Source organism: Atrimonas thermophila (assembly GCF_045864955.1).
Taxonomy (GTDB): Bacteria; Atribacterota; Atribacteria; order Atribacterales; family Thermatribacteraceae; genus Thermatribacter; species Thermatribacter velox.
Genome location: NZ_AP028803.1, coordinates 1,425,476 through 1,447,203, shown reverse-complemented (window position 1 = coordinate 1,447,203; position 21,728 = coordinate 1,425,476). Strand labels below are relative to the sequence as shown.

35 protein-coding genes and 1 tRNA gene are annotated in these 21,728 nt (G+C 48.5%); 29 read left to right on the top strand and 7 right to left on the bottom strand.

The window, feature by feature from the left end:
* Positions 1 to 58 precede the first annotated feature (58 nt).
* From ACKTT1_RS07600 to ACKTT1_RS07545, 12 genes are all read left to right on the top strand, one after another.
* On the top strand, positions 59 to 274 hold the full coding sequence (locus ACKTT1_RS07600) for a helix-turn-helix domain-containing protein (RefSeq protein WP_412709174.1): 216 nt from the start codon (positions 59 to 61) through the stop codon (positions 272 to 274).
* Positions 271 to 1,158: a hypothetical protein gene (locus ACKTT1_RS07595; RefSeq protein ID WP_412709173.1), complete on the top strand. Its 888-nt coding sequence runs from the start codon at positions 271 to 273 to the stop codon at positions 1,156 to 1,158. The genes ACKTT1_RS07600 and ACKTT1_RS07595 overlap by 4 nt, the downstream gene beginning before the upstream one ends.
* Entirely contained in the window at positions 1,097 to 1,906 is an 810-nt protein-coding gene (locus tag ACKTT1_RS07590) for an ATP-binding protein (protein WP_412709172.1), read from the top strand. Before ACKTT1_RS07595 ends, ACKTT1_RS07590 begins: the two co-directional genes overlap by 62 nt.
* On the top strand, positions 1,872 to 2,051 hold the full coding sequence (locus ACKTT1_RS07585) for a hypothetical protein (protein ID WP_412709171.1): 180 nt from the start codon (positions 1,872 to 1,874) through the stop codon (positions 2,049 to 2,051). The genes ACKTT1_RS07590 and ACKTT1_RS07585 overlap by 35 nt, the downstream gene beginning before the upstream one ends.
* 38 nt (positions 2,052 to 2,089) lie before the next feature.
* The gene (locus ACKTT1_RS07580) at positions 2,090 to 2,446 is read left to right on the top strand and encodes an STIV orfB116 family protein (RefSeq protein ID WP_412709170.1); all 357 of its coding nucleotides are present in this window, start codon (positions 2,090 to 2,092) and stop codon (positions 2,444 to 2,446) included.
* A gap of 13 nt (positions 2,447 to 2,459) precedes the next feature.
* A complete protein-coding gene (locus ACKTT1_RS07575; protein WP_412709169.1) occupies positions 2,460 to 2,663 on the top strand; it encodes a sigma factor-like helix-turn-helix DNA-binding protein in 204 nt (67 codons plus the stop codon).
* Complete coding sequence (locus ACKTT1_RS07570; RefSeq protein ID WP_412709168.1) at positions 2,629 to 3,060, top strand: hypothetical protein; 432 nt, start codon at positions 2,629 to 2,631, stop codon at positions 3,058 to 3,060. The genes ACKTT1_RS07575 and ACKTT1_RS07570 overlap by 35 nt, the downstream gene beginning before the upstream one ends.
* Positions 3,038 to 3,364, top strand: a complete 327-nt coding sequence (locus tag ACKTT1_RS07565; RefSeq protein WP_412709167.1) for a hypothetical protein — start codon at positions 3,038 to 3,040, stop codon at positions 3,362 to 3,364. Before ACKTT1_RS07570 ends, ACKTT1_RS07565 begins: the two co-directional genes overlap by 23 nt.
* On the top strand, positions 3,357 to 3,536 hold the full coding sequence (locus ACKTT1_RS07560; protein WP_412709166.1) for a hypothetical protein: 180 nt from the start codon (positions 3,357 to 3,359) through the stop codon (positions 3,534 to 3,536). The genes ACKTT1_RS07565 and ACKTT1_RS07560 overlap by 8 nt, the downstream gene beginning before the upstream one ends.
* 6 nt (positions 3,537 to 3,542) lie before the next feature.
* A tRNA-Trp gene (locus ACKTT1_RS07555) sits at positions 3,543 to 3,618 on the top strand.
* A 19-nt stretch (positions 3,619 to 3,637) separates the two neighbouring features.
* Positions 3,638 to 3,829, top strand: a complete 192-nt coding sequence (locus tag ACKTT1_RS07550) for a hypothetical protein (RefSeq protein WP_412709165.1) — start codon at positions 3,638 to 3,640, stop codon at positions 3,827 to 3,829.
* Entirely contained in the window at positions 3,826 to 4,116 is a 291-nt protein-coding gene (locus ACKTT1_RS07545) for a hypothetical protein (protein WP_412709164.1), read from the top strand. Before ACKTT1_RS07550 ends, ACKTT1_RS07545 begins: the two co-directional genes overlap by 4 nt.
* Before the next feature lie 239 nt (positions 4,117 to 4,355).
* Here ACKTT1_RS07545 and ACKTT1_RS07540 read toward each other — a convergent pair whose 3' ends face one another.
* The 6 genes from ACKTT1_RS07540 to ACKTT1_RS07515 form a co-directional block, all read right to left on the bottom strand.
* Positions 4,356 to 4,793, bottom strand: coding sequence for a hypothetical protein (locus tag ACKTT1_RS07540; RefSeq protein WP_412709163.1), 438 nt, complete (start codon positions 4,791 to 4,793; stop codon positions 4,356 to 4,358).
* A gap of 3 nt (positions 4,794 to 4,796) precedes the next feature.
* On the bottom strand, positions 4,797 to 5,069 hold the full coding sequence (locus ACKTT1_RS07535; RefSeq protein ID WP_412709162.1) for a hypothetical protein: 273 nt from the start codon (positions 5,067 to 5,069) through the stop codon (positions 4,797 to 4,799).
* Positions 5,070 to 5,223: 154 nt separating this feature from the next.
* Positions 5,224 to 5,709 (bottom strand): hypothetical protein, encoded by a 486-nt coding sequence (locus ACKTT1_RS07530; protein ID WP_412709161.1) that lies wholly within the window; start codon positions 5,707 to 5,709, stop codon positions 5,224 to 5,226.
* A gap of 193 nt (positions 5,710 to 5,902) precedes the next feature.
* Entirely contained in the window at positions 5,903 to 6,328 is a 426-nt protein-coding gene (locus ACKTT1_RS07525; protein ID WP_412709160.1) for a hypothetical protein, read from the bottom strand.
* Positions 6,329 to 6,413: 85 nt separating this feature from the next.
* Positions 6,414 to 6,662: a hypothetical protein gene (locus tag ACKTT1_RS07520; RefSeq protein ID WP_412709159.1), complete on the bottom strand. Its 249-nt coding sequence runs from the start codon at positions 6,660 to 6,662 to the stop codon at positions 6,414 to 6,416.
* Between the two features lie 72 nt (positions 6,663 to 6,734).
* Positions 6,735 to 6,965, bottom strand: coding sequence for a hypothetical protein (locus ACKTT1_RS07515; RefSeq protein WP_412709158.1), 231 nt, complete (start codon positions 6,963 to 6,965; stop codon positions 6,735 to 6,737).
* Between the two features lie 166 nt (positions 6,966 to 7,131).
* Between ACKTT1_RS07515 and ACKTT1_RS07510 the strand changes: the two genes are divergently transcribed.
* The 12 genes from ACKTT1_RS07510 to ACKTT1_RS07455 are packed head-to-tail and all read left to right on the top strand — an operon-like array spanning position 7,132 to position 15,081.
* Positions 7,132 to 7,524, top strand: coding sequence for a transposase (locus tag ACKTT1_RS07510; RefSeq protein ID WP_412709157.1), 393 nt, complete (start codon positions 7,132 to 7,134; stop codon positions 7,522 to 7,524).
* Positions 7,496 to 8,668 carry a PBSX family phage terminase large subunit gene (locus tag ACKTT1_RS07505; RefSeq protein WP_412709156.1) on the top strand — a complete coding sequence of 391 codons (1,173 nt, stop codon included), beginning with the start codon at positions 7,496 to 7,498 and terminating at the stop codon, positions 8,666 to 8,668. The genes ACKTT1_RS07510 and ACKTT1_RS07505 overlap by 29 nt, the downstream gene beginning before the upstream one ends.
* Positions 8,616 to 9,875, top strand: coding sequence for a phage portal protein (locus ACKTT1_RS07500; protein WP_412709155.1), 1,260 nt, complete (start codon positions 8,616 to 8,618; stop codon positions 9,873 to 9,875). The genes ACKTT1_RS07505 and ACKTT1_RS07500 overlap by 53 nt, the downstream gene beginning before the upstream one ends.
* Positions 9,872 to 10,735: a phage minor head protein gene (locus ACKTT1_RS07495; RefSeq protein ID WP_412709154.1), complete on the top strand. Its 864-nt coding sequence runs from the start codon at positions 9,872 to 9,874 to the stop codon at positions 10,733 to 10,735. Before ACKTT1_RS07500 ends, ACKTT1_RS07495 begins: the two co-directional genes overlap by 4 nt.
* Before the next feature lie 2 nt (positions 10,736 to 10,737).
* Positions 10,738 to 11,790: an HK97 family phage prohead protease gene (locus ACKTT1_RS07490; protein ID WP_412709153.1), complete on the top strand. Its 1,053-nt coding sequence runs from the start codon at positions 10,738 to 10,740 to the stop codon at positions 11,788 to 11,790.
* A gap of 2 nt (positions 11,791 to 11,792) precedes the next feature.
* Positions 11,793 to 12,923 carry a phage major capsid protein gene (locus ACKTT1_RS07485; RefSeq protein ID WP_412709152.1) on the top strand — a complete coding sequence of 377 codons (1,131 nt, stop codon included), beginning with the start codon at positions 11,793 to 11,795 and terminating at the stop codon, positions 12,921 to 12,923.
* Between the two features lie 12 nt (positions 12,924 to 12,935).
* Positions 12,936 to 13,124, top strand: a complete 189-nt coding sequence (locus tag ACKTT1_RS07480) for a hypothetical protein (protein WP_412709151.1) — start codon at positions 12,936 to 12,938, stop codon at positions 13,122 to 13,124.
* Positions 13,090 to 13,632, top strand: a complete 543-nt coding sequence (locus ACKTT1_RS07475) for a head-tail connector protein (protein ID WP_412709150.1) — start codon at positions 13,090 to 13,092, stop codon at positions 13,630 to 13,632. The genes ACKTT1_RS07480 and ACKTT1_RS07475 overlap by 35 nt, the downstream gene beginning before the upstream one ends.
* Complete coding sequence (locus tag ACKTT1_RS07470) at positions 13,629 to 13,949, top strand: phage head closure protein (RefSeq protein ID WP_412709149.1); 321 nt, start codon at positions 13,629 to 13,631, stop codon at positions 13,947 to 13,949. The genes ACKTT1_RS07475 and ACKTT1_RS07470 overlap by 4 nt, the downstream gene beginning before the upstream one ends.
* Positions 13,913 to 14,272 carry an HK97-gp10 family putative phage morphogenesis protein gene (locus ACKTT1_RS07465; RefSeq protein WP_412709148.1) on the top strand — a complete coding sequence of 120 codons (360 nt, stop codon included), beginning with the start codon at positions 13,913 to 13,915 and terminating at the stop codon, positions 14,270 to 14,272. The genes ACKTT1_RS07470 and ACKTT1_RS07465 overlap by 37 nt, the downstream gene beginning before the upstream one ends.
* The gene (locus ACKTT1_RS07460; protein WP_412709147.1) at positions 14,269 to 14,643 is read left to right on the top strand and encodes a DUF3168 domain-containing protein; all 375 of its coding nucleotides are present in this window, start codon (positions 14,269 to 14,271) and stop codon (positions 14,641 to 14,643) included. Before ACKTT1_RS07465 ends, ACKTT1_RS07460 begins: the two co-directional genes overlap by 4 nt.
* Positions 14,644 to 14,661: 18 nt before the next feature.
* Positions 14,662 to 15,081 carry a phage major tail protein, TP901-1 family gene (locus tag ACKTT1_RS07455; RefSeq protein ID WP_412709146.1) on the top strand — a complete coding sequence of 140 codons (420 nt, stop codon included), beginning with the start codon at positions 14,662 to 14,664 and terminating at the stop codon, positions 15,079 to 15,081.
* A gap of 50 nt (positions 15,082 to 15,131) precedes the next feature.
* Here the strand turns inward: ACKTT1_RS07455 and ACKTT1_RS07450 are convergent, their stop codons facing one another.
* Entirely contained in the window at positions 15,132 to 15,368 is a 237-nt protein-coding gene (locus ACKTT1_RS07450; RefSeq protein ID WP_412709145.1) for a hypothetical protein, read from the bottom strand.
* A gap of 53 nt (positions 15,369 to 15,421) precedes the next feature.
* Between ACKTT1_RS07450 and ACKTT1_RS07445 the strand changes: the two genes are divergently transcribed.
* The 5 genes from ACKTT1_RS07445 to ACKTT1_RS07425 are packed head-to-tail and all read left to right on the top strand — an operon-like array spanning position 15,422 to position 21,723.
* Complete coding sequence (locus tag ACKTT1_RS07445) at positions 15,422 to 15,724, top strand: hypothetical protein (RefSeq protein WP_412709144.1); 303 nt, start codon at positions 15,422 to 15,424, stop codon at positions 15,722 to 15,724.
* Entirely contained in the window at positions 15,724 to 16,008 is a 285-nt protein-coding gene (locus ACKTT1_RS07440; RefSeq protein ID WP_412709143.1) for a hypothetical protein, read from the top strand. The genes ACKTT1_RS07445 and ACKTT1_RS07440 overlap by 1 nt, the downstream gene beginning before the upstream one ends.
* 2 nt (positions 16,009 to 16,010) lie before the next feature.
* Positions 16,011 to 18,881, top strand: a complete 2,871-nt coding sequence (locus tag ACKTT1_RS07435; RefSeq protein ID WP_412709142.1) for a phage tail tape measure protein — start codon at positions 16,011 to 16,013, stop codon at positions 18,879 to 18,881.
* The gene (locus ACKTT1_RS07430; RefSeq protein WP_412709141.1) at positions 18,878 to 19,204 is read left to right on the top strand and encodes a hypothetical protein; all 327 of its coding nucleotides are present in this window, start codon (positions 18,878 to 18,880) and stop codon (positions 19,202 to 19,204) included. Before ACKTT1_RS07435 ends, ACKTT1_RS07430 begins: the two co-directional genes overlap by 4 nt.
* Entirely contained in the window at positions 19,183 to 21,723 is a 2,541-nt protein-coding gene (locus tag ACKTT1_RS07425) for a hypothetical protein (RefSeq protein WP_412709140.1), read from the top strand. Before ACKTT1_RS07430 ends, ACKTT1_RS07425 begins: the two co-directional genes overlap by 22 nt.
* Positions 21,724 to 21,728 lie beyond the last annotated feature (5 nt).

The following is a 21,728-nucleotide window of genomic DNA, read 5'->3' as shown; positions in this document are numbered from 1 at the left end:
TCTCAGGGGTGTCCCGCTTGGGCCCCCTGGGGCGGGAGGAAGAACAGGGGTGGAGTAAATGGCGGTAGTTTGGGAAGTGGAAGACATAAAAATGGTGGTCCTGCGGCCTAAGGATGTCCAGAAGATCCTGGGCATCGGCAAGGCAAAGGCTTACGAGTTGTTCCGGCGGCATGATTTTCCGGCGGTAAAGCTTGGAAGATCCTGGTACGTTTCCCTGAAGGCCTTTCAGAAGTGGCTGGAAGAAAGGAACGTAGATGAGTGGAGCGTGCAATGAAGTACATTGACGAGATCAACGCTTTCCAGGATTGGGCAGAAGTAAATTCCTGTAGTCCATCTGCGAGACTATTGTGGTTTGCTCTCTTTCATGTGAACAATAGGGGCGGGTGGATGGTGGAGTTTACGGTGCCCTTATCCAAACTCGAAGCGTTGACCGGCCTGTCACGCTCCCAGATCTGCAATGCCCGCAATGAGCTTGCCCAGAGAGGACTGCTGTACTGGAGAAGGAATGGGGGAAGAGCGAGTGCCACGTACATACTCATTCCATTCACCGATGATGAGGAGAAGCGCAGGCGCATGGAGTACATCCAGAGTTTAGATTCAAATTTGTGTCCATATTTTGGACGCAAAATTGAAGCAAACGTGAAGCAAAATGAAATCAAACGTGAAGCAAACGTGAAGCAAACCAAAATCGAAACTACCTCAAAGCCTGGAAAATCAAGCGCTCCAGCAGGGCGTAAGACTAAGACTAAGACTAAGACATATACTTCTTTAGAAGATATATCTAACGATATATCTTCTAAAGAAGGGGAACCCGCCGTTGCGGATATAAACGAAGTAAACAACAGAGAGATCATCGTAGAGCTCACCAAGGAGTACCGCTCCATCCCCGGTATCCTACCCGAAAAAGGGGACTTTGCATTCATAGGTTCCCTCTATAACCACTACGGGTACACCGCGGTTCTCGACGGGATAGCAGTGCTCAGAGAACGGGTCACCGCTGGCTTTACGCCGGAAAAGCCCAAGGTTTACCTGCTGGGCATTATTAAGCGCTCTGGTCCTGCGCCTGCAGAGTGCAAACCGGAAGGAGGTGAGGCAGATGAAATCGATAAGCTCCTTGCAGAACGCACAAGGAAATACGCAGAAAAAGGTGTGTTCTAAGTGCGGAGAAGAAATAGCATTGAGAAGAGGAGAGCACAACGGCATAACCTTCGCCTATTTCTGCAGGTGCGACTATGAAGAGCGCATGAGAGCATTCACCGAGCGTGAAGAGGCGGAGAAAAAGCAAAGGGTTGAGGAGCTTTTTAAAGACGCCAGGATTGGCAGAAGGTATCACTCATGCACGCTGGATAGTTTCAAGCAGGAGCTCAATCCAGAAGCGTACAGGGCAGTGTTGCGGTATGTGCAGGACATAGAGCGCAACGTAGAGAAGGGAATTGGCCTTGTACTGTGTGGTCCGGTTGGTACTGGGAAGACGCACTTGGCTGTGGCTGTGCTCAAAGAAGCTATCGGAGCCGGGTACAGCGGATTATTTCAAACCGCTCCGGAATTGATGTACCGCTGGAATGCTACCTACAGCTCTTCAGGGACCACAGAAGAGGAATTCTTCAGGACCTTGAGGGATGTGCGCTTCTTAGTCATCGATGATCTTGGCAAAGGTAAATGGAGCGAAAGGGTTGCGGAGAGACTGTACGCGGTTATCAACGCACGCTACAATGAGCTCAACCCTACTGTTATTACCACGAACCTGGTTGGCCAGGATCTTCGCAAGTACGTTGGCGATGCCATTGCTGACCGCTTGTATGACTCTTGCTTGTTCATTGAGTTTAAGGGCAAGAGCTTCAGGGTGGCAAGGCTGAAAGGGGAGAATGGTAATGAGGCAGGATCAGCTCCTACTGGAAAAGATTAGCACCTATCGGGTTCTCTTGCGGATGTTGAACAACAAGGACATTGATGAGGATACCTATCACGAGATGGTGGATCTTGTCTCTCGGGCAAGGAACCTTGATGAAGTTTCGGTTGTTTTTGAGAAGCTTCAGCTCTCACCATTTTAGCTTTTGCGATTTTTGCGAGATTGAAAGGGGGTTTCACGATGCCTGACCGCTTTGTGATTTCAAACACCTTCTCGCTGCGCATGTTGTATTACTGTTTCCACGAACTCACATTCGAGCCAGTGCCCGAGGATTGCGTCAGAGAAATCTTGCAACGTGTGATGCAGGAGGATCCTGCAAGGGTGGTTTCAATCGTAGGGCACGAAAGTACTGCAAAGTTGTTCTCAGAGGTCCTCGGCATAGATGTTCCCGTAAATCGTGTAAATTACACGTTTTCATGCGGGGACAAGCTGTTCGTTGGTGTTCCGAATACGCCAAGGCTCCCCGAGGGCAAGGTGTTGAGCAAGGAAGAACTCGAGAAACTGGGTATTCAGTGGTGGCTGGTGAAATTTGCGTAAAGGAGAGTTGGCAATGTTAACCCGAAAGGAACATTTCATATTGGAAATGCGTAGAGCGGGGCTGAGTCGTAAGGAAATAGGAAGGCTTGTCGGGGTGACGGAATACCGCATAAGGCAAATAGAGGAAAGAGCGATGAGGAAACTGCGTGAGGTTATCTGCAGCGTGGGAAAGTTGGGAAGCGATGAAAATGGTAAAGGGTCCGGTGTATGTCACTAAGGAACAGTGGATTGCGGTTTGTAGTATATGCAGGTTTCACAGAGGAGACCATCGCTATACGTGCGCAAGGGGTATGTTGCCCAAGGAGTGCGAGTACGTTTTCTATGCTGTACATCCTTATCGTTTTTGCACCGAATGCGCGTGTTATGGAAACTGCCCTTTTAAAGGACGCAGGGATATGTGCTATTTCTGGTGGGCATTTTCATTGCAGGCATTCAGGGCTTTTAGGAAGCAGGTCTTGAGCGCTGAAGATGTTGAAAATATGCTCTTCTTGTTTGGTATAGGAGACGGGACTGCAGCGATAGGGGAGAGAAGAAGGGATGTAGAGGCCGAGATAGTAAGAAAGGTTAAGAAAGGATGGAGAGAAATCAGAGATGGGCTTGAAAGAAAGAGTTAAGGGGAAAAATTTTGAATATCGGGTTGTGAACATAGCGAAAGAATACGATTTACCAGCAAGGCGTATCGTGTTGTCAGGCTCAACAGAGGAGAAAGGGGATGTAGAGATAGCTGGGTTTAAATTCGAATGTAAGTATCGAAGTAATGGTTTTACAACGCTACGGCAATGGGTGGATAAGGCAATTGGGCAAGGGCTAAAGGGGGTAGTTTTGGGAGGATATAGAGCAGAGCCGTTGGTGGTTATACCGGCGAGGGATTTTTTTGGGCTGGTAAGAATGATGAGGAGGGCTGAGAATAATGGCTAATCCTGGAGATTTTCACGATTACTGTGCTCGGTGTGGGAAATTGGTTTATTATGAGGATATGTATTGTTTAGCCGATAGCTGGTATTGCAAGGAATGCTATGAGGCTATTGTTAATGCAAGGGAAGAGCCAGCAAAAGTAATTTGGCTGGAGGATGATGGACACTGTGATTAAGGATGCACGCCAGTAGCTCAACCGGTAGAGCGCCGGACTCCAGATCCGGAGGTTGCGGGTTCGACTCCTGTCTGGCGTGCCAAGAGGGGTGAAGTGTAGAGGTGCTTGTGCATGAAATCCTGAAAGCAAAACAGCCGGATGTGTTTTCGGTGCTGCTGCAGGTGTTCGGTATCAGGGAAGAAGACCTACAAGCTGTCCCAGAAGACCCAGGTTGGTTTGACCCGGCCTGGGAAATGGTCCACGATTCCGAAGGGCGATATCTCGATTACACAGCGAGAGGCAAGAAAGTGTGATTTCCAGGGAAAGCTGGATTAGCGTTATGCAGGAGGTTTTGCGGCGCTATATGTGCAAGAGAGAACCGTTTGTTTCGGGGACGCTGTATGGGATTATTCCACCGGATGATAACGATGCTTTGCTTGCAAAAATCGATATAGAGCGTGCACTCGCTTGTGGGTGTAAAGGCGCGAAGGAAATAGTTGATTTTCTCCAGGTGTGCGAGGAGGGATGGTTTTTTGAGCAAAAAGCAGAGTATTTTGAGGTATTACGAGCGCTTACTCAGGAAAGAAGGTCTGTATCCTGAGCCGTTCCCGGAGGGATGCGCAAGCCTTGATGATCTGAATGAACAGGGTGCACTCGCTTGTGTGAACCTTGATGTGTCGGGGGTGCTCCTGAGAAAGCTGAGGGGGAAAGTAACGAGCAGGCAACACAAGATCCTGGAACTTTGTGTGGAAGGGCGCTCCTTCAGGGAAATCGGAAGGTGCCTGGGGATTTCGGAAGCGCTGGTAAGGTTAGAACTGCAAAGAATAAAGGAGCGGGCCATTAAACCCGCTCCTCCTCGGTAAGGAGTTTTTCTATTTCTTCGTCTGTCCAGGCTTCGCCTTTTCCGCTTTTAGCCCAGAAACGCTGGGCTACGTCCCAGATGGCATACAGTGCTGGTAGTGATGCGTTTCGTAGTTTACTGACCAGTTCTTCACCGTTTACGCCCCACTTTTTGTCGAGATCATCCAGCTTTATTGTGTCTTCTATTTCCGCCCATAGGTATTTGATTTGGGCGGGATCGGTTATTAGCAATCCATTCAAGGCATCGAGAATTAGTTTAGTTTCTGGCAAGGTTAGGTTGAGTTTTTTTAGTTCTTCCTGCATTGATATTGCCATCACTTTCAACATTTCTCGGGCTATGCGCCCTGCTGGCGCATAGTTTCTTTTGGAGAAAAAGTCTTGCATTTCTTTGTCGATGTATACCTGAAGCTTGTTCATACTTTATTCCTCCTTTAACCATCCATATTTTCGTGTATACCGCCATCCCTTGAACCGAGCCGTAAGATAAATAGCCCGATTGAGGGCGCGGAATACATCTTTGATTTGATTATCATTCAGCTCCTGGAGAGGGAACTCCCTCTCCAGGAGCGAAAGAACAAAGTTTTGCCGTAACTCCTCAGGCTCTCCGACAACGTCTTTGCGCATTTCGTAGGGCAAGTAGGCCAGAAGACGCCCTACTTGAGAGAGCCCAAAGCCGATGGTGTCATTGATCACGATTCTAACACCTCGTCCACCGGCAAAACCTGAACCCGGTACTCAAAAGCCTTAAGATCCGGATTGCCCTCCACAATAGCATTGGGCAGATAGTGCTTATAGATACTAATTACCCAAAGCCTGCCTTGATAGTAATCATCAACACGCTTTGGTGTTACGATAACAGGAATGTTATGTTTCCTCTTGATGCTTCTTGCAAGCACACAAACATCATTCTTAAGCTGAACTTCAACGGGGAAAGAAAGAAGGTTCTTTCTTCGCCGTTGAGAATAGCACTTTCTAAAAAGTCAAGAGGCACACCAAAGCGCTGCATAGCTACTGCATTAATTAGCTTTATATTTTGCTGTAGAAACGACTTGGTATTCCGAATATACGACAGCGGAATATCTCCCTCTGGCTGACCGCCATCATATTTCATCTTTTCCAGTAAGGCATCAATACCATCAGCATTAATTTCATCGACACTGGAAATTGGAATTTCATATTTCCAGCAGTCATCTTCATTGACACCGAACCACTCAGCAATTACTGAGTGGCTGTCTGGGTTAAGGTCGCTTTTGATAGCCTTAACCCTATCCTGCCCAAGTAGGGCAAGGATCCGTCCGTCTTTTGTAATACTGAAAGAGAGAAATTCGCACATACTAATACCTCCTTTTGTTTTTTCTACTGGGCCGAGCCCAGAATCCCTCATAGGGAAGCTACAAACTCTGAAGGGTGCACTCGCTTGTGGTTTCAATCCCTCGTAGGCAAGCTACACCATAAAAAAAGGGGCCTGGTTTTTCAACCAGGCCCCTTGCTTGTGGGTTTTGCCCCGGAAGCGTGGGGACTGATTCTTATTCACCGTCAGGGGCCACAAAATGTGGCTCCCTGCAATGATAACAGACCGCCTTTTCCTTGGCGGCCTCCACGGCCGCTGAAAGGAAAGATGGCAGTGAAGAATCCCACTCACCCTGGTCGAACTGACAGACCAGGGCAACTTCGGCCTCTTCTCCATCGACGTCGACGTTTTCGATCCTAAGAACGTCGATGTCGAAATCGCGCCTGTGGTGATAGGCCCGGATGACGTAGTATCCGGGTCTGATCAGGAAGAGGGCGTGTTTGCTATTTGCTAATGGCCCTTTCTTCCTAATGTAAATTGGGCTTAAGGGCTCACCCTGGGGCCCGCATATAATCTGGGCCTCGCCGGTGTTGGAGTACCCCCCGCCCTCTTCCCAGAGGGCGGGGAGCCCTTTTTTGGTTTTCTCGACGTTGATTTTCATTCTTCAACTCCCCCTTCTTTATTATTGCCCTTGGGCGAAAGCCCGTGGGCTACAAACCCTTATAGGGAAGCTACAGAGGGCAGGATTATGCCTGCCCCTTGGTACCCTGAAATAACTCGGATACATCATATCCATCTTTTTGGAGCTCTCTGAGCAATCTTCGATGGGACGTGTAGAGAGTGCGTTTTATCCAATACCAGTTCTTATACCTCTTTCCGCCTGGGGAGATGGCGGTAATTGGTTTTGCGCTGTGTCCCTTCGCATAATGATCGTAGTAAACTTCAAATCCTTTTTCTTCCAGCCATTTTTCAATCTGCTTATAGTTTATCCTCATTCCCTTTTCCTCCTTTCCGCCAGCTCTGCTGGCGTTTTGTCTATCCCTCGTAGGAAAGCTAAAAGGGCAGGACTACGCCTGCCCGATGAGCTCTTTTGCTTGCTTTTCTGATATTCTCTCGACGAAAATTTTGTCGCCGACTCGCTCTAAAAGGAACCAGTAATCCTTTGTTTTAATGCCTTCGCGATAGTCGCTACCGCGAGCGACCTTTTTGTTTTGTCCTACCCACCAGGAAAACTCGATGTGCCACTTTCTCATCCATCTCACGAGGTCTACAATCTCAAACCTTTTTGCACTTTTCATCTGAGATCCTCCTCCTTTCTTGATTCTGGCAATAGTATACACACCACCACTACTACTTGTCAATAGGTTTTAGAAAAAATTTTAAAAAATTTTTTTCGATGCCCTCTAACCCGCATGAATAGCGGGTTCTGCGCACTTTGCACTATATATATAGAGGGTGTTTTCAATGGGTAGACGTACAAAGCTGACTCCAGAGCTCATAGAGAGAGCAAGGGAACTTAAGGCGAGGGGGCTCTCAAATGAAGCGCTTGCAGCTGCATTGGGAATTTCTGAGGGCACTTTTTACAACTGGAAGAGCAAGGCAGAGAAGAGAAAATCGGGGGTTTTTTTAGAGTTTTTAGAGGCAATAAAAAAAGGAGAACGAGAGTTTGAAGCAGCCTGTGTAAATGGAATTTTTGAGCAGGGGCAAAAAGGCAATTGGCAAGCTCTGGCCTGGCTTCTGGAGCGGCTTTTCCCCGAGCGATATAGCAAGAAAGATGTGACCACCATTGAGCATAAGGAGCCTCTGAGAATTGTCATTGAGCGCATTAGTGCAAGAGATAAGAATTCCGATCATTGATGTTTACGATGACTTCTTCCAGCGAAATAAGGAGAAGCTCGTTCTGTGCGTCTACGGCGGTGCTGGTTCCGGGAAGTCCTATGCGGTTGCTCAATATCTCATTCTTCGTGCCCTGGAAGAGCGGGGTAAGCACTTTCTCATTACAAGAGCAACATTGCCGTCTTTGAGATTATCTTGCTGGATGCTGATTCAGCATCTGCTCAGGGAGTATGGGATACCGCACGCTGTCAACAAGAGTGAGTTCTGGATCGAGATTCGGGATAATAAGCTCTTTTTCAAATCCCTGGACGATCCGGAAAAAATCAAATCGGCCGAGTTCAACTACATCTGGATGGAAGAAGCAACGGAGTTCAACTACCAGGACTTTCTGCAGCTGAAGCTTCGTTTGAGGCGCAAGAATAAGTTGCAGAACCAGATCATTCTCACGTTTAACCCTATCGATGCCTATCACTGGCTGAAGACACAACTCGTTGATACTCCTGCTGACAACGTGGCGGTGCTGAGGACGACCTACAAAGAAAATCCCTTTCTGAGTGCAGACTATGTGCAGGAGCTTCAGAGGCTTTCGGAAGTCGATGAAAACTATTATCGCATTTATGCTCTCGGCGAGTGGGGAATCTTACAGAACCTGATCTACACCAATTGGGATGTTGTGGATCGGGTCCCAGAAGAAGTAGACCAGGTGGTTTACGGCCTCGACTTCGGCTACAACAATCCAACGGCGCTGGTCGAGGTCAGAATTAAGGAGAATGAGGCCTGGGTGCGGGAATTGATATATCAAAGCCATTTGACCAATCAGGACCTTATCGACTTGATGAAGGGCCTGAAAATTGGTCACGCTCCGGTTTATGCTGACTCTTCTGAACCTCAACGTATTGAAGAACTCTACAAGGCGGGCTTCAATGTGTATCCGGCAATGAAGTCGGTTAAGGACGGCATAGATAGAGTGAAGCGCTATAAGCTGCGCATCACAAAAGACAGCGTCAATACCCTCAAAGAGATCCGAGCCTACAAGTGGCGGGAAGATAAAGAGGGACAGGTTCTCGATGAGCCCGTCAAGTTCAACGATCACGCGATGGATGCCTTGAGGTATGCCATTGCCTCGATGGAGGGAAGAAATGCTCCGAGAATCCGTATTCTTTAAATTTTTCACAAGGCTGTTTACAAAGCAAAGTAGGACTTTTTCGGCTATCGTTGCTCAGTTTCTCGGGCAACCTATTTGGTCTCCGAAAAATTATGCTTCTTTCGCTCGCGAGGGCTACTGCTCCAATGTTTATGTCTACACCTGCATTCGTATGATTGCGAACGCGTGTGCGGGTATAGATTGGTATCTCTACCGCAGGCGGGGGAACGAGATTCAGGAAGTTACCAATCATCCCTTCAATGCTTTATTGCAAAAAGTGAACCCGCAGCAGAGCTGGAGTGAATTCATTCAGTCAGTAGTGTCTTACCTGATGATTGCGGGCAACGCATATGTGGAAGTGATTTCTCCACGCAAGGGCATTGTCACGGAACTCTATGTGTTACGTCCAGACCGGGTGAAGATTCTTCCCGGGGACAGCATCAATCCCGTCAGAGGTTATAAGTACACAGTGGGAGGTAAAGAGGTTACATTCTCCTCCGAGGAGATTCTGCATCTAAAATTCTTCAATCCCTACAATGACTACTATGGTCTTAGTCCTATCGAGGCCATCGCAAGGGTAATTGACCAAAACAATGAATCCCGGGCGTGGAACGTTGCTCTTTTGCAGAACTCAGCAAGACCCTCGGGGGCATTGGTCGCAAATAATCTTTTGTCGGAACAAGAGTTTGAGCGCTTGAGGGAGCAAATCAAAGAGCTCTACTCTGGCTCCAAGAATGCAGGAAAGCCACTTTTGCTCGAGGGTGGCTTAGATTGGAAGCCGATGGGGTACAGTCCTGCAGAGATGGAGTGGCTTGAAGGAATAAAGCTTACTGCGAGGGAAATCGCAATTGCTTTCGGTATTCCCCCGCAAATGCTTGGCGACAGAGAGAGTTCTACGTATTCGAACTACCAGGAGGCACGCAAGGCGTTCTACACAGAGACAGTGCTCCCGCTTCTTGACTGGCTCAGGGGTGAGTTCAACGCCTTCCTGCCAGCGAAGTTTAGCAATTCTGAGGGCCTCTTTCTGGACTATGACCGGGATGATATTGAAGCGCTCCAAGAGGATCGGGGCGAGCTGTGGAAGAACGTCATTGAGGCCGTGAAGAGCGGAATCCTCTCCCCGAACGAGGCTCGAGAACTGCTTGGGTATGAACCCAAGGAAGGCGCTGATGCCTTGTTCATGCCCGGTAATCTGATGCCCTACACAAGCACAGGGGAAGAAGAATGATTGTTCTTTTTGCGAGGCAGTATGCAGAAAAGCTCATTAGGTTCACGGCAAGACATGAGCCCAAAATTGCGAAATACTTACGCTCTCTCTGGCTCATCCAAGCTGAACGCATGGCAAGGAAAGAAATAGAGTATGCGGTAACGTTCCAGGAGGTACCCCTTGAGTGGATTTTCGCTTGGCAGCAGGACTACGCACGCTTCATAAATGAGGAGATTGACCCTCGCTGGAGAGAGGCGATAGCTGAGGCTGGCGACACTATTGAAGAGGCAATTATTAGAGAGGTTGGACCCTTTAGCTTCACGCCCACAGGCGAGAAAATCGACTTCTGGCTTCGAGAGCGAGCAGCGACGTTGGTCCGCAACCTGACCGATACACAAACACAGGCATTGCGGAACATCCTGAGACACTACATCGTTGAACAGCCGACAAGCCCCGACGACTTGGGTCGCATCATAAGGAGCGTTGTCGGGCTGACAAACAGAGAGGCATTAGCGGTGGCACGATTTAGAGATTCGCTTTTGAGAGAGGGCGTGGACAGGCAAAAAGTAGAGAAACAAACAGAACGTTACATCAGGTTTCTACACAAACAACGAGGAATACGCATTGCAAGAACTGAAATGAGCTATGCATGGAATAACGGAGAATACATGGCAATTACTCAAGCACAAGAGCAAGGGATTCTGAGAGGCAGGCTTATGAAAGAGTGGATAACGGCGGCGGATGAAAGGGTTTGCCACATCTGCGGTCCCGCTGATGGCGAGTTGGTCGATAAAGAACAAAGCTTCTCGAATGGCTTTTTCATTCCTCCTGCTCATCCCAACTGCCGCTGCGCACATGCCTATATGCTTGAGGAGGTGTAAGTATGGAATATAAAGATTTTCCCCTCATGGTGAAAAGCGTGGATGAGAGCGGCGTCATAGAGGCACGTATTGCAAGCTATAACAACGTGGACCTGGACAATGATGTCTTTGAGTATGGAGCGTTTGCAAAAACGTTGCAGGAAAGAGAGAGGTTTCCGGTTTTGTGGCAACATGATAGCAGAGAACCGATTGGATACACTATGCAAGCAAGGGAAGAAGATGACGGGGTTTATGCCACCGCCCAGCTAATCCTTGACGTGACACGTGCCAAAGAAGCCTACTCACTCATCAAAAGCGGTGTTCCTCTTTCGGCCAGCGTTGGCTTTGACATCATCAAACAGCAATGGGACGGAGAGATTCGCAGAATTAAGGAAGTGCGTCTTTGGGAGTGGTCAATCGTCACCTTCCCAGCCAATCCACGTGCAGCTATTCTGGGCGTCAAGGGCGTTGTTCCCTATCAAGACCTTCCCCTTGCTGATAGAGACCGCCCCTGGGATGCCGCTAAAGCCCGCAGGAATGTAGCAGTATGGGCAAGCTCTGACGGTAGCGGAGACAAGGACAAAATTGACTGGGCAAAATACAGGAAGGCGTTCTGCTGGTATAACGAGGAAGAACCTGAGAACTTTGGCTCTTACCTTCTACCTATTGCTGATGTGATAGACGGACGTCTAATGGCTGTTCCCAGAGGGATATTTGCCGCTGCGGTGTATCTTGACAGGGCAAACATTCCCGAAGAAGACAAGGAAAGGATACGGAGAAACCAGCTTGGGCGCTACTACCGCAAAATGGGGCTTACCCCTCCGTGGGAACGGGATGCTATGGTGCTGGAATTTGTTGGCAAAGCAAGAGAACTGGTCAAAGTGTTTTTGGAAGACGAAGAGCTTGCTTTCCTCAAACCCGAAAGCAAGTTTGAGTTAGAGCGAGCCCTGGAAAAACTCCAGGCACTTACCCGCCTGAAAGAGCCGCCTGGTGGCACTCTGGATGGCAGTAAGCCGCTTGAGGAGTTGCTGGACAGGGCAATTCAAAATTTGAAAGCAATAGGAGGTGCAAATTAGCGATGCAATTAGAGGAAAAAATCGTAGAGCTTGTGAAGCTCACCGAAGCCTTGCGTGAAAAACAGGAAAAGCTCGAGAAAGGGCTTGTTACCAAAGCTGAATTTGAGGAATTGAAAGAGAAGATAGAAAAGGACTACTTGGAAATCAAGACCGCACTTCAGCGTCCGGAAACTGCGGCGCAAGACGTAGATGAAGAAAAAGCACAGAAAAAAGCAGCGTTCTTCAAGTATTTGCGTGGTGAAATACTGAACCGTGAAGAGAAAGCTCTTGTAGCAGATTCTACAGGGCAAATCCTCATCCCTGAGGAACTCGAAGCAGAGGTGAGGATGGAAAAGCCCAAGACCGCTGTTATTCGTCCGCTGGCTACTGTCCGCACTATCAGGAGCGACAGGATTCGTAGAAGAAGCCTCACCGATGTCTCTGTAAGCTGGGGTAAGCTCGAAACCGGAGCAACTCTGACCGAAAGCACTCCAACCCCGAGCGAGGCATACATCTATGTTGAAGACCTTTATGCCCTTGCCAAGGTTGGAGAAGATGAGCTGATGGATACCGATATTGCCCTGGAAAGCTTGCTGGTGCAGGCATTCAGCAACAAGACTGCAGAAGCTGAAGACACCGCATTTGTAGCTGGAACCGGACACAGCAACGGGCAACCCGAGGGCATATTGAACGGAACTACCGTTACCCGTGTTAACGCTGGTCAGGCTGGAGCAATTACTGCAGACGACATCTTGAGGCTGATATACGAAGTGCCTTCCCAGTATCGCAAAAACGGTGTATTGATTGTGAATTCCAGCACCGAACTTGCGCTTATGCTCCTCAAAGACAACAACGGGCAGTATCTCTGGCAGCCAGCTTTGCAGGCAGGCAGACCTAACACCTTCAGGGGCTATCCCGTTTACACTCAAGATGATGTGCCTGAGATACCGGCGGCTGGAACCGCTGCAGATGTGGCAATCTTCGGAGACTTGAAGAGTGGCTACATGGTAGTGGACAGACTCGGAATGACTGTGCAGAGACTGACCGAACTTTATGCTGAAAGCGGGCTTGTAGGATTCAAGGTGCATTATCGAGTTGGCGGTGGCGTTGTGTGGCCGAACGCCCTCAGAATCCTGCAAGTGCCAGCAGTTTGATAGCTGGTAACGATGAAGATCAAGATACTGAGACCAATAGCAATTCGGGGTCAGGCTTTCACGCCTGGCTCCGAAATTGAAATTGATGAAAAAACGGCAAGGGCATGGTTGCGTGCCGGCTTAGTTGAGCTTGTGAAGGTAGTTGAGCCTTCGGAGGTAAAAGCGGATGTTCGACCTCGAAAGAGTAAGCGTAAGCGCTGAACCCGTTACACTTGCAGAGGCGAAACTGCATCTGAAAATCGACCACAGCGACGAAGATGAGCTTATCACTGCCCTGATTACTGCGGCAAGGGAATTTTGTGAAGACTATGCAAGGATCTCAATCCCGTTGCAGGTATGGAGGCTGAAGCTCGACAGCGTGGACGGCATCTATTACCTACCAAGACCGCCTATTGTCGCAATTCAATCCATTACTGTTGATGATACTGAGGTAACGGATGGTTTCAGGCTCATTTCAGAGCGTGCAGTCTACTTTGAAAACCCGCTCACAAGCACTATACCAAGAGGCGTGATGATTGAATATCAGGCGGGGCATGCAAACGTTCCAGCGGTGCTGAGGCAGGCGATATTGATGCTTCTTGCCTACCTGTATGAATCTCGGCAAGGAGAACCCGCTGAAGTGAAATACAATGTTCAGGCCGTCCTGGCTCCTAATATGCCAGCAGGTGTGGCAGCTATCTTGAGCCGATATAGGGTGCACCTCATATGAGAATTGGAGAATTGCGTCACAGGGTAACAATTCAGCGCTTGAACAGGGTTCCTGATGGAATGGGTGGATATGAGGAGCAATGGCAAGATGTGGTTTCTCTCTGGGCAAAGGTAGAGCCGTTGAAAGGAAGAGAACGCTTCGTGGCTCAGCAAGCACAGAGCGAGGTAACCCACAGAATAACCACTCGCTACTACTCAGGCATTGAGCCGCAGATGAGGGTCGTCTATAGGAACAGAAACTTCGACATTGAGGTGGTCATCAACGTTGACGAGAAGAACGAGTGGTTGGAATTGCAATGCGTGGAGGTGCAGGAATGAACATCAGAGTGGTCGGCGTTGCCTCTGCTATTGAGGCAATAAAGCGCAAGGGCAAAATGTATGAAGAAAAGCTTGCAAAAGTAATTCCAGAGGCGGCGTTGAACATACAGAGAGAAGCAAAACATCTTGCTCCTATAAGGACCGGAAACCTGAGGAACTCAATTCAGGCAGAGCTTCCAGAAAGATTGAGGGCTTACGTCAAGGCTTATGCCCCTTATGCTCATTTCGTTGAATATGGCACAAGCAAAATGAAGGCTCGCCCATACATGCGCCCCGCTGTTGAGAAAGAAAGGACAAGATTGAAGAGGTTGAAGCTCTTATGATGGTTGCATTGCAAAAAGCAATCTACCAAAGGCTCGTTTCCCAGCTGTCATATCCGGTCTATGACAGCGTGCCAGATGGGGCTACGTTTCCCTACATTGTGATAGGAGAAGACATTGGGAGTGATTACTCTACAAAGGACTTTCACGGCGGAGATGTTGTGGCAACCATCCACATTTTCAGCGATTACAAGGGGGCGAAAGAGGCAAAGGAAATCGCTGACGCTGTTGTAGAAACGTTGAATGACGACATAAACATAGAGAACCTTTCTCTTGCCTCGTTGAGACTTGAGAATCTGCGTGTTTTTGAAGAACCTGAGCGCATTTGGCATGCAGTTGTTCAAATGCGCTTCAAAGTTTTCAAAAGTGCATAGAACCGGAGGTGAATACAGATGGCAGTAAAGCAAGGCGTTGATGTGCTTGTCTACGTGAACACAGGAACCGAGGCAACTCCAGTGTGGACTGCTGTTGCAGGACAGAGGAACGCAACCCTCACTCTTGAGACCGAAGACCTTGACATCACCACTAAAGACAGTTCTGGAGCAATGAGGGAGAGAATAGCAACCTTTGTCTCTTGGAGTGTTAGCTGCGACGGTCTGTGGGTAGAGAATGATACAGGTCTTCAGGCGTTGCGGGATGCTTGGCGCAACAGAAACCTTGTGCAAATACGTGTCAAGTTTGCCGATGATGATATTGAGGAAGGACAGGCAATCGTTGCCTCAATCGACCTTGAGGCTCCCTACGATGATGCCGCAACTTATGCAGCTGAGTTTTCAGGAGCGAGTGAGTTAACTCGTTTGACCAGCATGTGAGGTGAGTTGATATGGCGCTTTTAACCGTGCAAAACATTAGCTTAACCGGGCTAACTCCTACCTTCACAGCTGCGGACAGTTTGGGCGACGAGTTTCCAAACGATGGCAATGCTTTCCTTGTTGTAAAAAATGATGGCGCAAGTGATATCACAGTTACGATTGATAGCCAGAAACCTTGCAGCTACGGCTATGACCACGATGTGACAGTTACTGTGCCAGCTGGTAGTGAAAAATGGATAGGACCATTCCCGCAGAACCGCTTCAACGATACCAACGGTAGAGTGCAAGTCAGCTATTCCGATGTAACGAGTGTTACTGTTGCCGTGGTGGAGGTGGAGTGATGCCTAAGCACGGTGTAAAAATCAAGCTCGACAAAGAGAGGACATTGCGATATTCATTCTCGGCATTGATGGAATGCGAAGAACACTTTGGGAAACCCTACCACCAGCTTGACCCAACCACCTGGACGTTGAAAGACATTGCTTTTTTGCTGGCAACAGGATTGAAGCATGAAGACCCTGAAATAACTCCTGACAACGTCGCTAAGCTCATTGATGAAGCGGAGAGTCTGGGCTACGTGTTTGAGAAGATTGCCGAGGCTTGGCAGCAAGCCTTTGTTGGCAAGGAAAAAAAACAATCGTGATGAGCTATGAGGAAGCGGTGAAGCTGGGATGCGGATTTCTCGGCTTCCCGCTGTGTTTTGTTCTTGAAATGACGCCTGTCGAGCTTGTGGTGGCAAGTGAGGGCAAGGCAGAATGGCAGGAAAGCCTTGCAGAGACCATCTTGACTGCTGGATGGCTTTCAGCTGTGTTGGAACGACAGAAAAGAATTCCGCCTTTGAGTAAACTGTTCCGGAAGAAGAAAGAGCAAAAGCCCACTGGTAATAGAGAAGATTTTGAAGCTCTTAAGAAAGAGCTTGGAGGGTGAAGATGGCTGACGCAAAGATACTGGTTGAGATAGCTGGCGATGCCTCAAAGCTGAATACTACGCTGCAGGAAGCGCAAGGGAAGCTGCAAAATGCCTTCGGCAAAATGAAAGAGGTAGGGAAGACGCTCACAACTGCTGTAACCCTACCTCTTGCTGGTATAGGGACTGCTGCTGTAAACGCTGCAATGGAATTCAACAATGCTATGGCAAACATTGCAGCGCTCATCCCGGGCAATGCTGAAAGGATAGAGGAGCTTAAAGACCAAATCCAAACCCTCGCCAAAGAGACCGGTAAGTCCAGCAAAGACTTGGCAGCGGGAATGTATGAGATTATCTCTGCATTCGGAGATAGTGAGGACGCAATAGACAAACTGCGCATTGCCGTTCAGGCAGCTAAGGCTGGCGTTGCAGACACCAAAGACGCTGTCTCTTTGCTTTCTGCCGTTACCAAAGCATATGGCGATACATCGGCAGAGGCCCTCCAGTACGCTTCAGACCTCGCACTCAAAACCGTCCAGCTTGGGCAGACGACCTTCCCGGAGCTCGCCGAAGGCCTGAAAAAGGTTGCCCCTATTGCATCCACACTTGGTGTTGACCTCGAAGAACTGCATGCCGTCTTTGCGACCCTAACAGGTGTGACTGGAGACGCGAACGAAGTTGCTACACAGTTCCGAGCCCTGTTAACAGAGATGATTAAACCCAGCAAAGAACTGCAACAAGTAATTGAACAATTAGGTTACGAAAGCGGGCAACAGATGATAGAAGCGATGGGCGGCCTTGTTCCTGCGCTGCAGAAGGTTTATGAAGCGACTGGGTCGAACGCTGAGCGGTTCTCCCAGCTCCTTGGGAGAGTGGAAGGCATCAATGCTGCTCTGGCTCTTGTGGGTCCGCAAGCAGATACATTTAACGAGAAGATGTCAGAAATGGGTGAGGCAGCAGGCTTCACCGAAGAGGCATTCAAGGCACAGACCGAAGGCGTCAACGCTGCGGGCTACACATGGGAAAAGTTCCGCGCAACTCTGGAGACATTTATGCAGGAAGTAGGAGACAAACTCTTACCCGTGCTTTCCCGCCTCCTGGACAAGGTTTCAGGACTACTCGACTGGTTCACGAAGCTTGACCCTGCTGTGCAGGATTTTCTGCTTGTTATCGCAGGTGGGGCTGCAGCAGGCGGTCCGATCATGAATATGGTCGGAGCAATTGGCCAGGCAACGAATGCTTTCAAAAACTTCGGCGGTCTCTTTGCTTCTGGAGGAATGCTTGGGCCCTATGGCCTTGTCGCTATTGGCGTTGCTGCTGTCGCGACGCTAATCATCACGCACTGGGATGACATTAAAGAGGCGCTAACAAAGGCATGGAATTACCTGAAAGAAAAAGCAGAGCAAATCTGGGGCGGAATAAAGAACTTCTTCAGCAACATCTGGGAAGGCATACAGGAGTACAACAAAGCCTATATGGAAGCCGTCCACGGGTTGCTCTCTGGTATTTGGGAAAAGACCAAAGGCGCTGCACAGACCATCTGGGGTGGCATGAAGTCTTTCTTCCTCAAGGTATGGGATGGAATACAGGAATACAACAAGGCCTACATGGAAACCGTGAAATCAACACTTGAGACAATCTGGGGAGGAATAAAGAGCGCTGCACAGACCATCTGGGGTGGACTAAAAAGCTTCTTCAAAAGCGTATGGGATGGGATAAAGGAAGATTTCAAGAGTAAGTGGCAATCTATCACCGATACTCTCTCAAACATTTGGGGAAGCATAAAAGAGAAGGCAGCTGGGCTCTGGGAAGGGATAAAGGGTGTCTTCAGTAGGGGTTCAGAAGAAGCAGAAAAGATTGTAGAAGAGAGCTCACAAAAACAAAGGGGCCTCTGGCAGCGATTAAGCGATGCTCTGGTTGGGCATTCAATCGTCCCGGATATGGTCGACGCTATCAATATCGAGCTTGCAAGGATAGATGTTGATCCGGTCATAGAGGAGCTGGATAAGCTTGAACTGAAGTTCCAAGAAACCGCAGAAAACGTTTCGCAAAGCACGAAAGACATTGCAAAACAGACGGAAGAAACGATGCAGGGATTGCTTGGCGTTATAGGCGACATAGGGAATATTGCTATTGATATGCAGTTTGGAGAGCAACCTACAATAGGCCAGATTGGCGGGATTTTCACAGGCATACTCGGGCTTTTCGCAAGCATTCCAGGTATTATTGTTAATTTCTTCAGCATGCTTTTCGGCTGGCTTGAGCGCTATCAGCAAAAAATCAAAGAGATGGTTGATAGCGTTCTTGAATATATGGAAAGCGGCATCAAGGCTTTCTTTAGCGCTCCGACTATCTACGATGCCATAACAGGCTTTGGCGAAAACCTGCGCAAGGTTGTCTATCAAATGCTTGTTGATGCTATTACGCAAGCGATTATTGCAAGTGAGGCAGTTAGAGATGCTGCAAAGGAGCTCGGGAAAACAATTAATGAGGCAATTAAGGAAGCAACGGCAACAGGCATTTTTGATCCGCAAACATTCATCAACATTGCTGGTCCCGCCATTCAGGCATATGCTCAATTCTGGCAGCAAACAATGCTTCCTGTTCTTCAGCAAACCTATGCCTATCTGCAACCCTATAACCCAAGCTACGCGGGTGGATATGAAACTGTATCTGGAACCTTCCCCTCCTATCAGAGCGGTGGCTATGTGAGGACTACGGGGTTAGCATTGTTGCACGAAGGGGAATACGTTGTCCCTCGGGGTGGAGTGGCATTTGGGAACGTTAGCATAGCGATAAATGTTCAAAATGGCGACCCTCGTAGAATTGCAAGGGAGATCTGGGACGAGCTTGAGTATGAAGCTCGTCGAAGGGGGATTGCGCTGGCGCGATGAGCATACAGATAGGTGGATATGAGTTGCCCACTCCGCAGGAATACGAAATCGTGCAGGAGTACAGAACAGTCGAGAAAACGCTTGTCGATGGTTCTCGCAGGTTCATTAAACTTGCTGGCAAGAGAACAATACGGCTGCGCTGGAAAGCGATTGACAGAGACACAAAGGACACAATCGATACTTTGAATTCCCTCGAAACACCGCTTGCGGTCAATATTGAGAACCATTCCTTCTATGCTGTGGCCACAAGAGATCCTGTTTTCACCCGTGTTTTTGCTCCACAGGAACTGTATTCTTGCGAGTGGGAGCTGAAGGAGCCGTGAAGAGCCTCTACGGTTCTGAAAACAATTCAATAGCGCTCACTGAGCAGGACTTCGAGACATCCGTTGTTCATCCGTTCCTGAAGGTCTATGTATATAAAGGCGGATGGCAGGAAGTAACGGACATCTTGAGCCTGCGACTGGATTTCAAGTCGAGCTCGATTCATGGTATCGTCGCAGCTTCCCTTGATATGGAGATCGACGATAGCAACAGGAGATACCATCCTCTGTCGGGGACAAGTTATGCCGACTACTTTGTTTTTCGCCGCAAGGTCAAAGTCTATGTCGGTCTGAAAAAAGACCTGGACGACGATGGAATTGCTGAAACGTCCTACACATGGCCCTACTTCATTGGCTACATCACAGACGTAAGGCACGAGAAAACTCCAAGCGGGAGAGTGGTTTCAGTAAAGGCTCTTGATTACTGCGATTTGCTTGGTAACTACAAAATGGGCGACATGGCCTATTGGGGCAACAGCACCATGATTTCCCTTACAGGTGCTGTTGAGTATTCCTTGCCTACTGAGTGCACAGGAGTGTTTAAATGTTTCCTGGATGGGGAAGAATTCAAGGATTGGACCTACAACGATGAAACCAATGTTCTTGCCATAACCAAAGATGGAGTAACAGGGAATCTTACGGTGCACTACTTTGTAAGGGAGAACATCGTCGATGTTCTGAGAGATATTCTACTGCAGGCTGGAGTGATTGCCTCTGGTAGCGACCTGATATATGAGGATCCTGGGAAATATGTTGATAGGGTGTGGTTTGATGAAGGAACATCTGCCTATGACGCAATCACTCTCATTACACAAATAACGAATTTCCGCTTCTGGTTTGACGGAGACGGAAAACCGCATTTTGCCTCTGTTCCTGCTCTCGGTGTTCCGGTCTTCGGCTTCAATGAGAGCAAAAACATCGAGGCTGCAACAATAGAAATTTCCGACAAGGAGTTCTATAACGGCGTAGAAGTCATCGGTGAAGAAAGAAAGAGGGAGCAATACTACAGGAAAGAGGTTGTGTTGGGGAGTGTCTCTGGCTCTCTGGATGCAGAAACCGTTACAAGAGAGCATTCTTTTGTCTTTGCTAACTACGGTAAACTCCGCTATGAGCTTAACGTTGGCAACGCAAATGGGCTTACATCCGAGCTTGAAGAAACATCAACGGGTGCGAAAATAACCGTAACTCACAATCCAGAATACTCTCACGAGGACAGCGAAATTTTGCTCGGGCAAGTCAGCGGTCAGCTGGGTGTTCTGAGCAATACTGAACAAAAACAAGTCCTTAGTCATGTGCCTGCTACAAAGCGCAGGCTGGAGATAGATGAAAGCACGAACAAATATGGGCTGACGACATCTCTGAATCCTAAAGACTACTGGAACACGGAGATTTCTGTTTCTCACGACCCGCTTAGAAATCTCTCGAGTGTTGTGCAAGACATAGGTTCAGCAACGGGGAATGCAAGTGTGAATGGGTCAGAAATCATTGTTCCCTACACTCCGGGAAAACTTTTTGGTAACGTGAAGTGGAATGCGGAATATGATGATGGCTGGGGGCCAGAACAGCTCACAGGCTCTGGAAGCTGGACGCTGAATTGGTATGAAACACGCTACGTGACGATATGGCTCAACCAGGACCATCAGGGGCAGCACAGGTGGGAGGGAACAAAACCCAACCCATATCCGCCAGAGCAAATCAGAGTTGCCGGGGGAGTTAAGGAAATTCCCCCAAATTCCTATGCCTATTACACCGTGTATAGCAAATCTAAGGGTAAGCTTACGTCATGGATTGCCCACGGCTACGTTCCTAACTCAGGCGTAACTGTGAGCAATCCTATTATCGACGACAGCGGCAGCTATATAACGGTTAAATTCTTAGTGCGCAATACAACAGCTTCAACTCAGTATCTGTATTGGGATGTCTACGCAACAACGATTCCCATTACTTTCAACATCACGCCCATTGGCGCAGGAGATAACTATGTAAGGTTCAAGCTTTCCATCGAGGGCGACAACGGCTTTTCTTGTCCCCGAAGCTGGCCGAGAACCTTCACAATCAACGTTTATTCTCGAAGAAAACCCTACAACGTGAAGGTCGCACAAACTTTTGAGAACGGGCAAGAAGCTCGCTTTATAGCTCGCTGCGATTTCGGAACGCCGCAAGTAACAATTACCTGTCAGGGACAGGAGGCAATTCCAAGAGACTATACAATCAGAGTTTACGGTTATAAACTCATTCCCCGTGACTACTACCTTACGCTTTATGGCAGGGAAATTGTGTCCGAGAAATCAGAGAAGGTATATGCATTCAAAAAGCTCACAACGGCAGAGATACAGCAAACTGGTGGACCGAAGTTTCTGACTATCAAGAACCATCTAATACAAAGCCAAGCTGAAGCTGAAAGCATTGCCCAGAGCCTTCTTGACCATTATCGCAACGTAGCGAATGTGTTCAAACTCACGGTTACCTGTCCCCCACCGTTAGAGGTGGGAGATACTGTGAGCGTAATCGGAACCTACTAAGTAAG

Bases quoted from the DNA above. Each gene is read 5' to 3' on its own strand.
- ACKTT1_RS07600 (WP_412709174.1), top strand. From the start codon at position 59: ATGGCGGTAGTTTGGGAAGTGGAAGACATAAAAATGGTGGTCCTGCGG.
- ACKTT1_RS07595 (WP_412709173.1), top strand. From the start codon at position 271: ATGAAGTACATTGACGAGATCAACGCTTTCCAGGATTGGGCAGAAGTA.
- ACKTT1_RS07590 (WP_412709172.1), top strand. From the start codon at position 1,097: ATGAAATCGATAAGCTCCTTGCAGAACGCACAAGGAAATACGCAGAAA.
- ACKTT1_RS07585 (WP_412709171.1), top strand. From the start codon at position 1,872: ATGAGGCAGGATCAGCTCCTACTGGAAAAGATTAGCACCTATCGGGTT.
- ACKTT1_RS07580 (WP_412709170.1), top strand. From the start codon at position 2,090: ATGCCTGACCGCTTTGTGATTTCAAACACCTTCTCGCTGCGCATGTTG.
- ACKTT1_RS07575 (WP_412709169.1), top strand. From the start codon at position 2,460: ATGTTAACCCGAAAGGAACATTTCATATTGGAAATGCGTAGAGCGGGG.
- ACKTT1_RS07570 (WP_412709168.1), top strand. From the start codon at position 2,629: ATGAAAATGGTAAAGGGTCCGGTGTATGTCACTAAGGAACAGTGGATT.
- ACKTT1_RS07565 (WP_412709167.1), top strand. From the start codon at position 3,038: ATGGGCTTGAAAGAAAGAGTTAAGGGGAAAAATTTTGAATATCGGGTT.
- ACKTT1_RS07560 (WP_412709166.1), top strand. From the start codon at position 3,357: ATGGCTAATCCTGGAGATTTTCACGATTACTGTGCTCGGTGTGGGAAA.
- ACKTT1_RS07540 (WP_412709163.1), bottom strand. From the start codon at position 4,793: ATGAACAAGCTTCAGGTATACATCGACAAAGAAATGCAAGACTTTTTC.
- ACKTT1_RS07530 (WP_412709161.1), bottom strand. From the start codon at position 5,709: ATGTGCGAATTTCTCTCTTTCAGTATTACAAAAGACGGACGGATCCTT.
- ACKTT1_RS07525 (WP_412709160.1), bottom strand. From the start codon at position 6,328: ATGAAAATCAACGTCGAGAAAACCAAAAAAGGGCTCCCCGCCCTCTGG.
- ACKTT1_RS07520 (WP_412709159.1), bottom strand. From the start codon at position 6,662: ATGAGGATAAACTATAAGCAGATTGAAAAATGGCTGGAAGAAAAAGGA.
- ACKTT1_RS07515 (WP_412709158.1), bottom strand. From the start codon at position 6,965: ATGAAAAGTGCAAAAAGGTTTGAGATTGTAGACCTCGTGAGATGGATG.
- ACKTT1_RS07510 (WP_412709157.1), top strand. From the start codon at position 7,132: ATGGGTAGACGTACAAAGCTGACTCCAGAGCTCATAGAGAGAGCAAGG.
- ACKTT1_RS07500 (WP_412709155.1), top strand. From the start codon at position 8,616: ATGCCATTGCCTCGATGGAGGGAAGAAATGCTCCGAGAATCCGTATTC.
- ACKTT1_RS07495 (WP_412709154.1), top strand. From the start codon at position 9,872: ATGATTGTTCTTTTTGCGAGGCAGTATGCAGAAAAGCTCATTAGGTTC.
- ACKTT1_RS07490 (WP_412709153.1), top strand. From the start codon at position 10,738: ATGGAATATAAAGATTTTCCCCTCATGGTGAAAAGCGTGGATGAGAGC.
- ACKTT1_RS07485 (WP_412709152.1), top strand. From the start codon at position 11,793: ATGCAATTAGAGGAAAAAATCGTAGAGCTTGTGAAGCTCACCGAAGCC.
- ACKTT1_RS07480 (WP_412709151.1), top strand. From the start codon at position 12,936: ATGAAGATCAAGATACTGAGACCAATAGCAATTCGGGGTCAGGCTTTC.
- ACKTT1_RS07475 (WP_412709150.1), top strand. From the start codon at position 13,090: ATGTTCGACCTCGAAAGAGTAAGCGTAAGCGCTGAACCCGTTACACTT.
- ACKTT1_RS07470 (WP_412709149.1), top strand. From the start codon at position 13,629: ATGAGAATTGGAGAATTGCGTCACAGGGTAACAATTCAGCGCTTGAAC.
- ACKTT1_RS07460 (WP_412709147.1), top strand. From the start codon at position 14,269: ATGATGGTTGCATTGCAAAAAGCAATCTACCAAAGGCTCGTTTCCCAG.
- ACKTT1_RS07455 (WP_412709146.1), top strand. From the start codon at position 14,662: ATGGCAGTAAAGCAAGGCGTTGATGTGCTTGTCTACGTGAACACAGGA.
- ACKTT1_RS07445 (WP_412709144.1), top strand. From the start codon at position 15,422: ATGCCTAAGCACGGTGTAAAAATCAAGCTCGACAAAGAGAGGACATTG.
- ACKTT1_RS07440 (WP_412709143.1), top strand. From the start codon at position 15,724: ATGAGCTATGAGGAAGCGGTGAAGCTGGGATGCGGATTTCTCGGCTTC.
- ACKTT1_RS07435 (WP_412709142.1), top strand. From the start codon at position 16,011: ATGGCTGACGCAAAGATACTGGTTGAGATAGCTGGCGATGCCTCAAAG.
- ACKTT1_RS07430 (WP_412709141.1), top strand. From the start codon at position 18,878: ATGAGCATACAGATAGGTGGATATGAGTTGCCCACTCCGCAGGAATAC.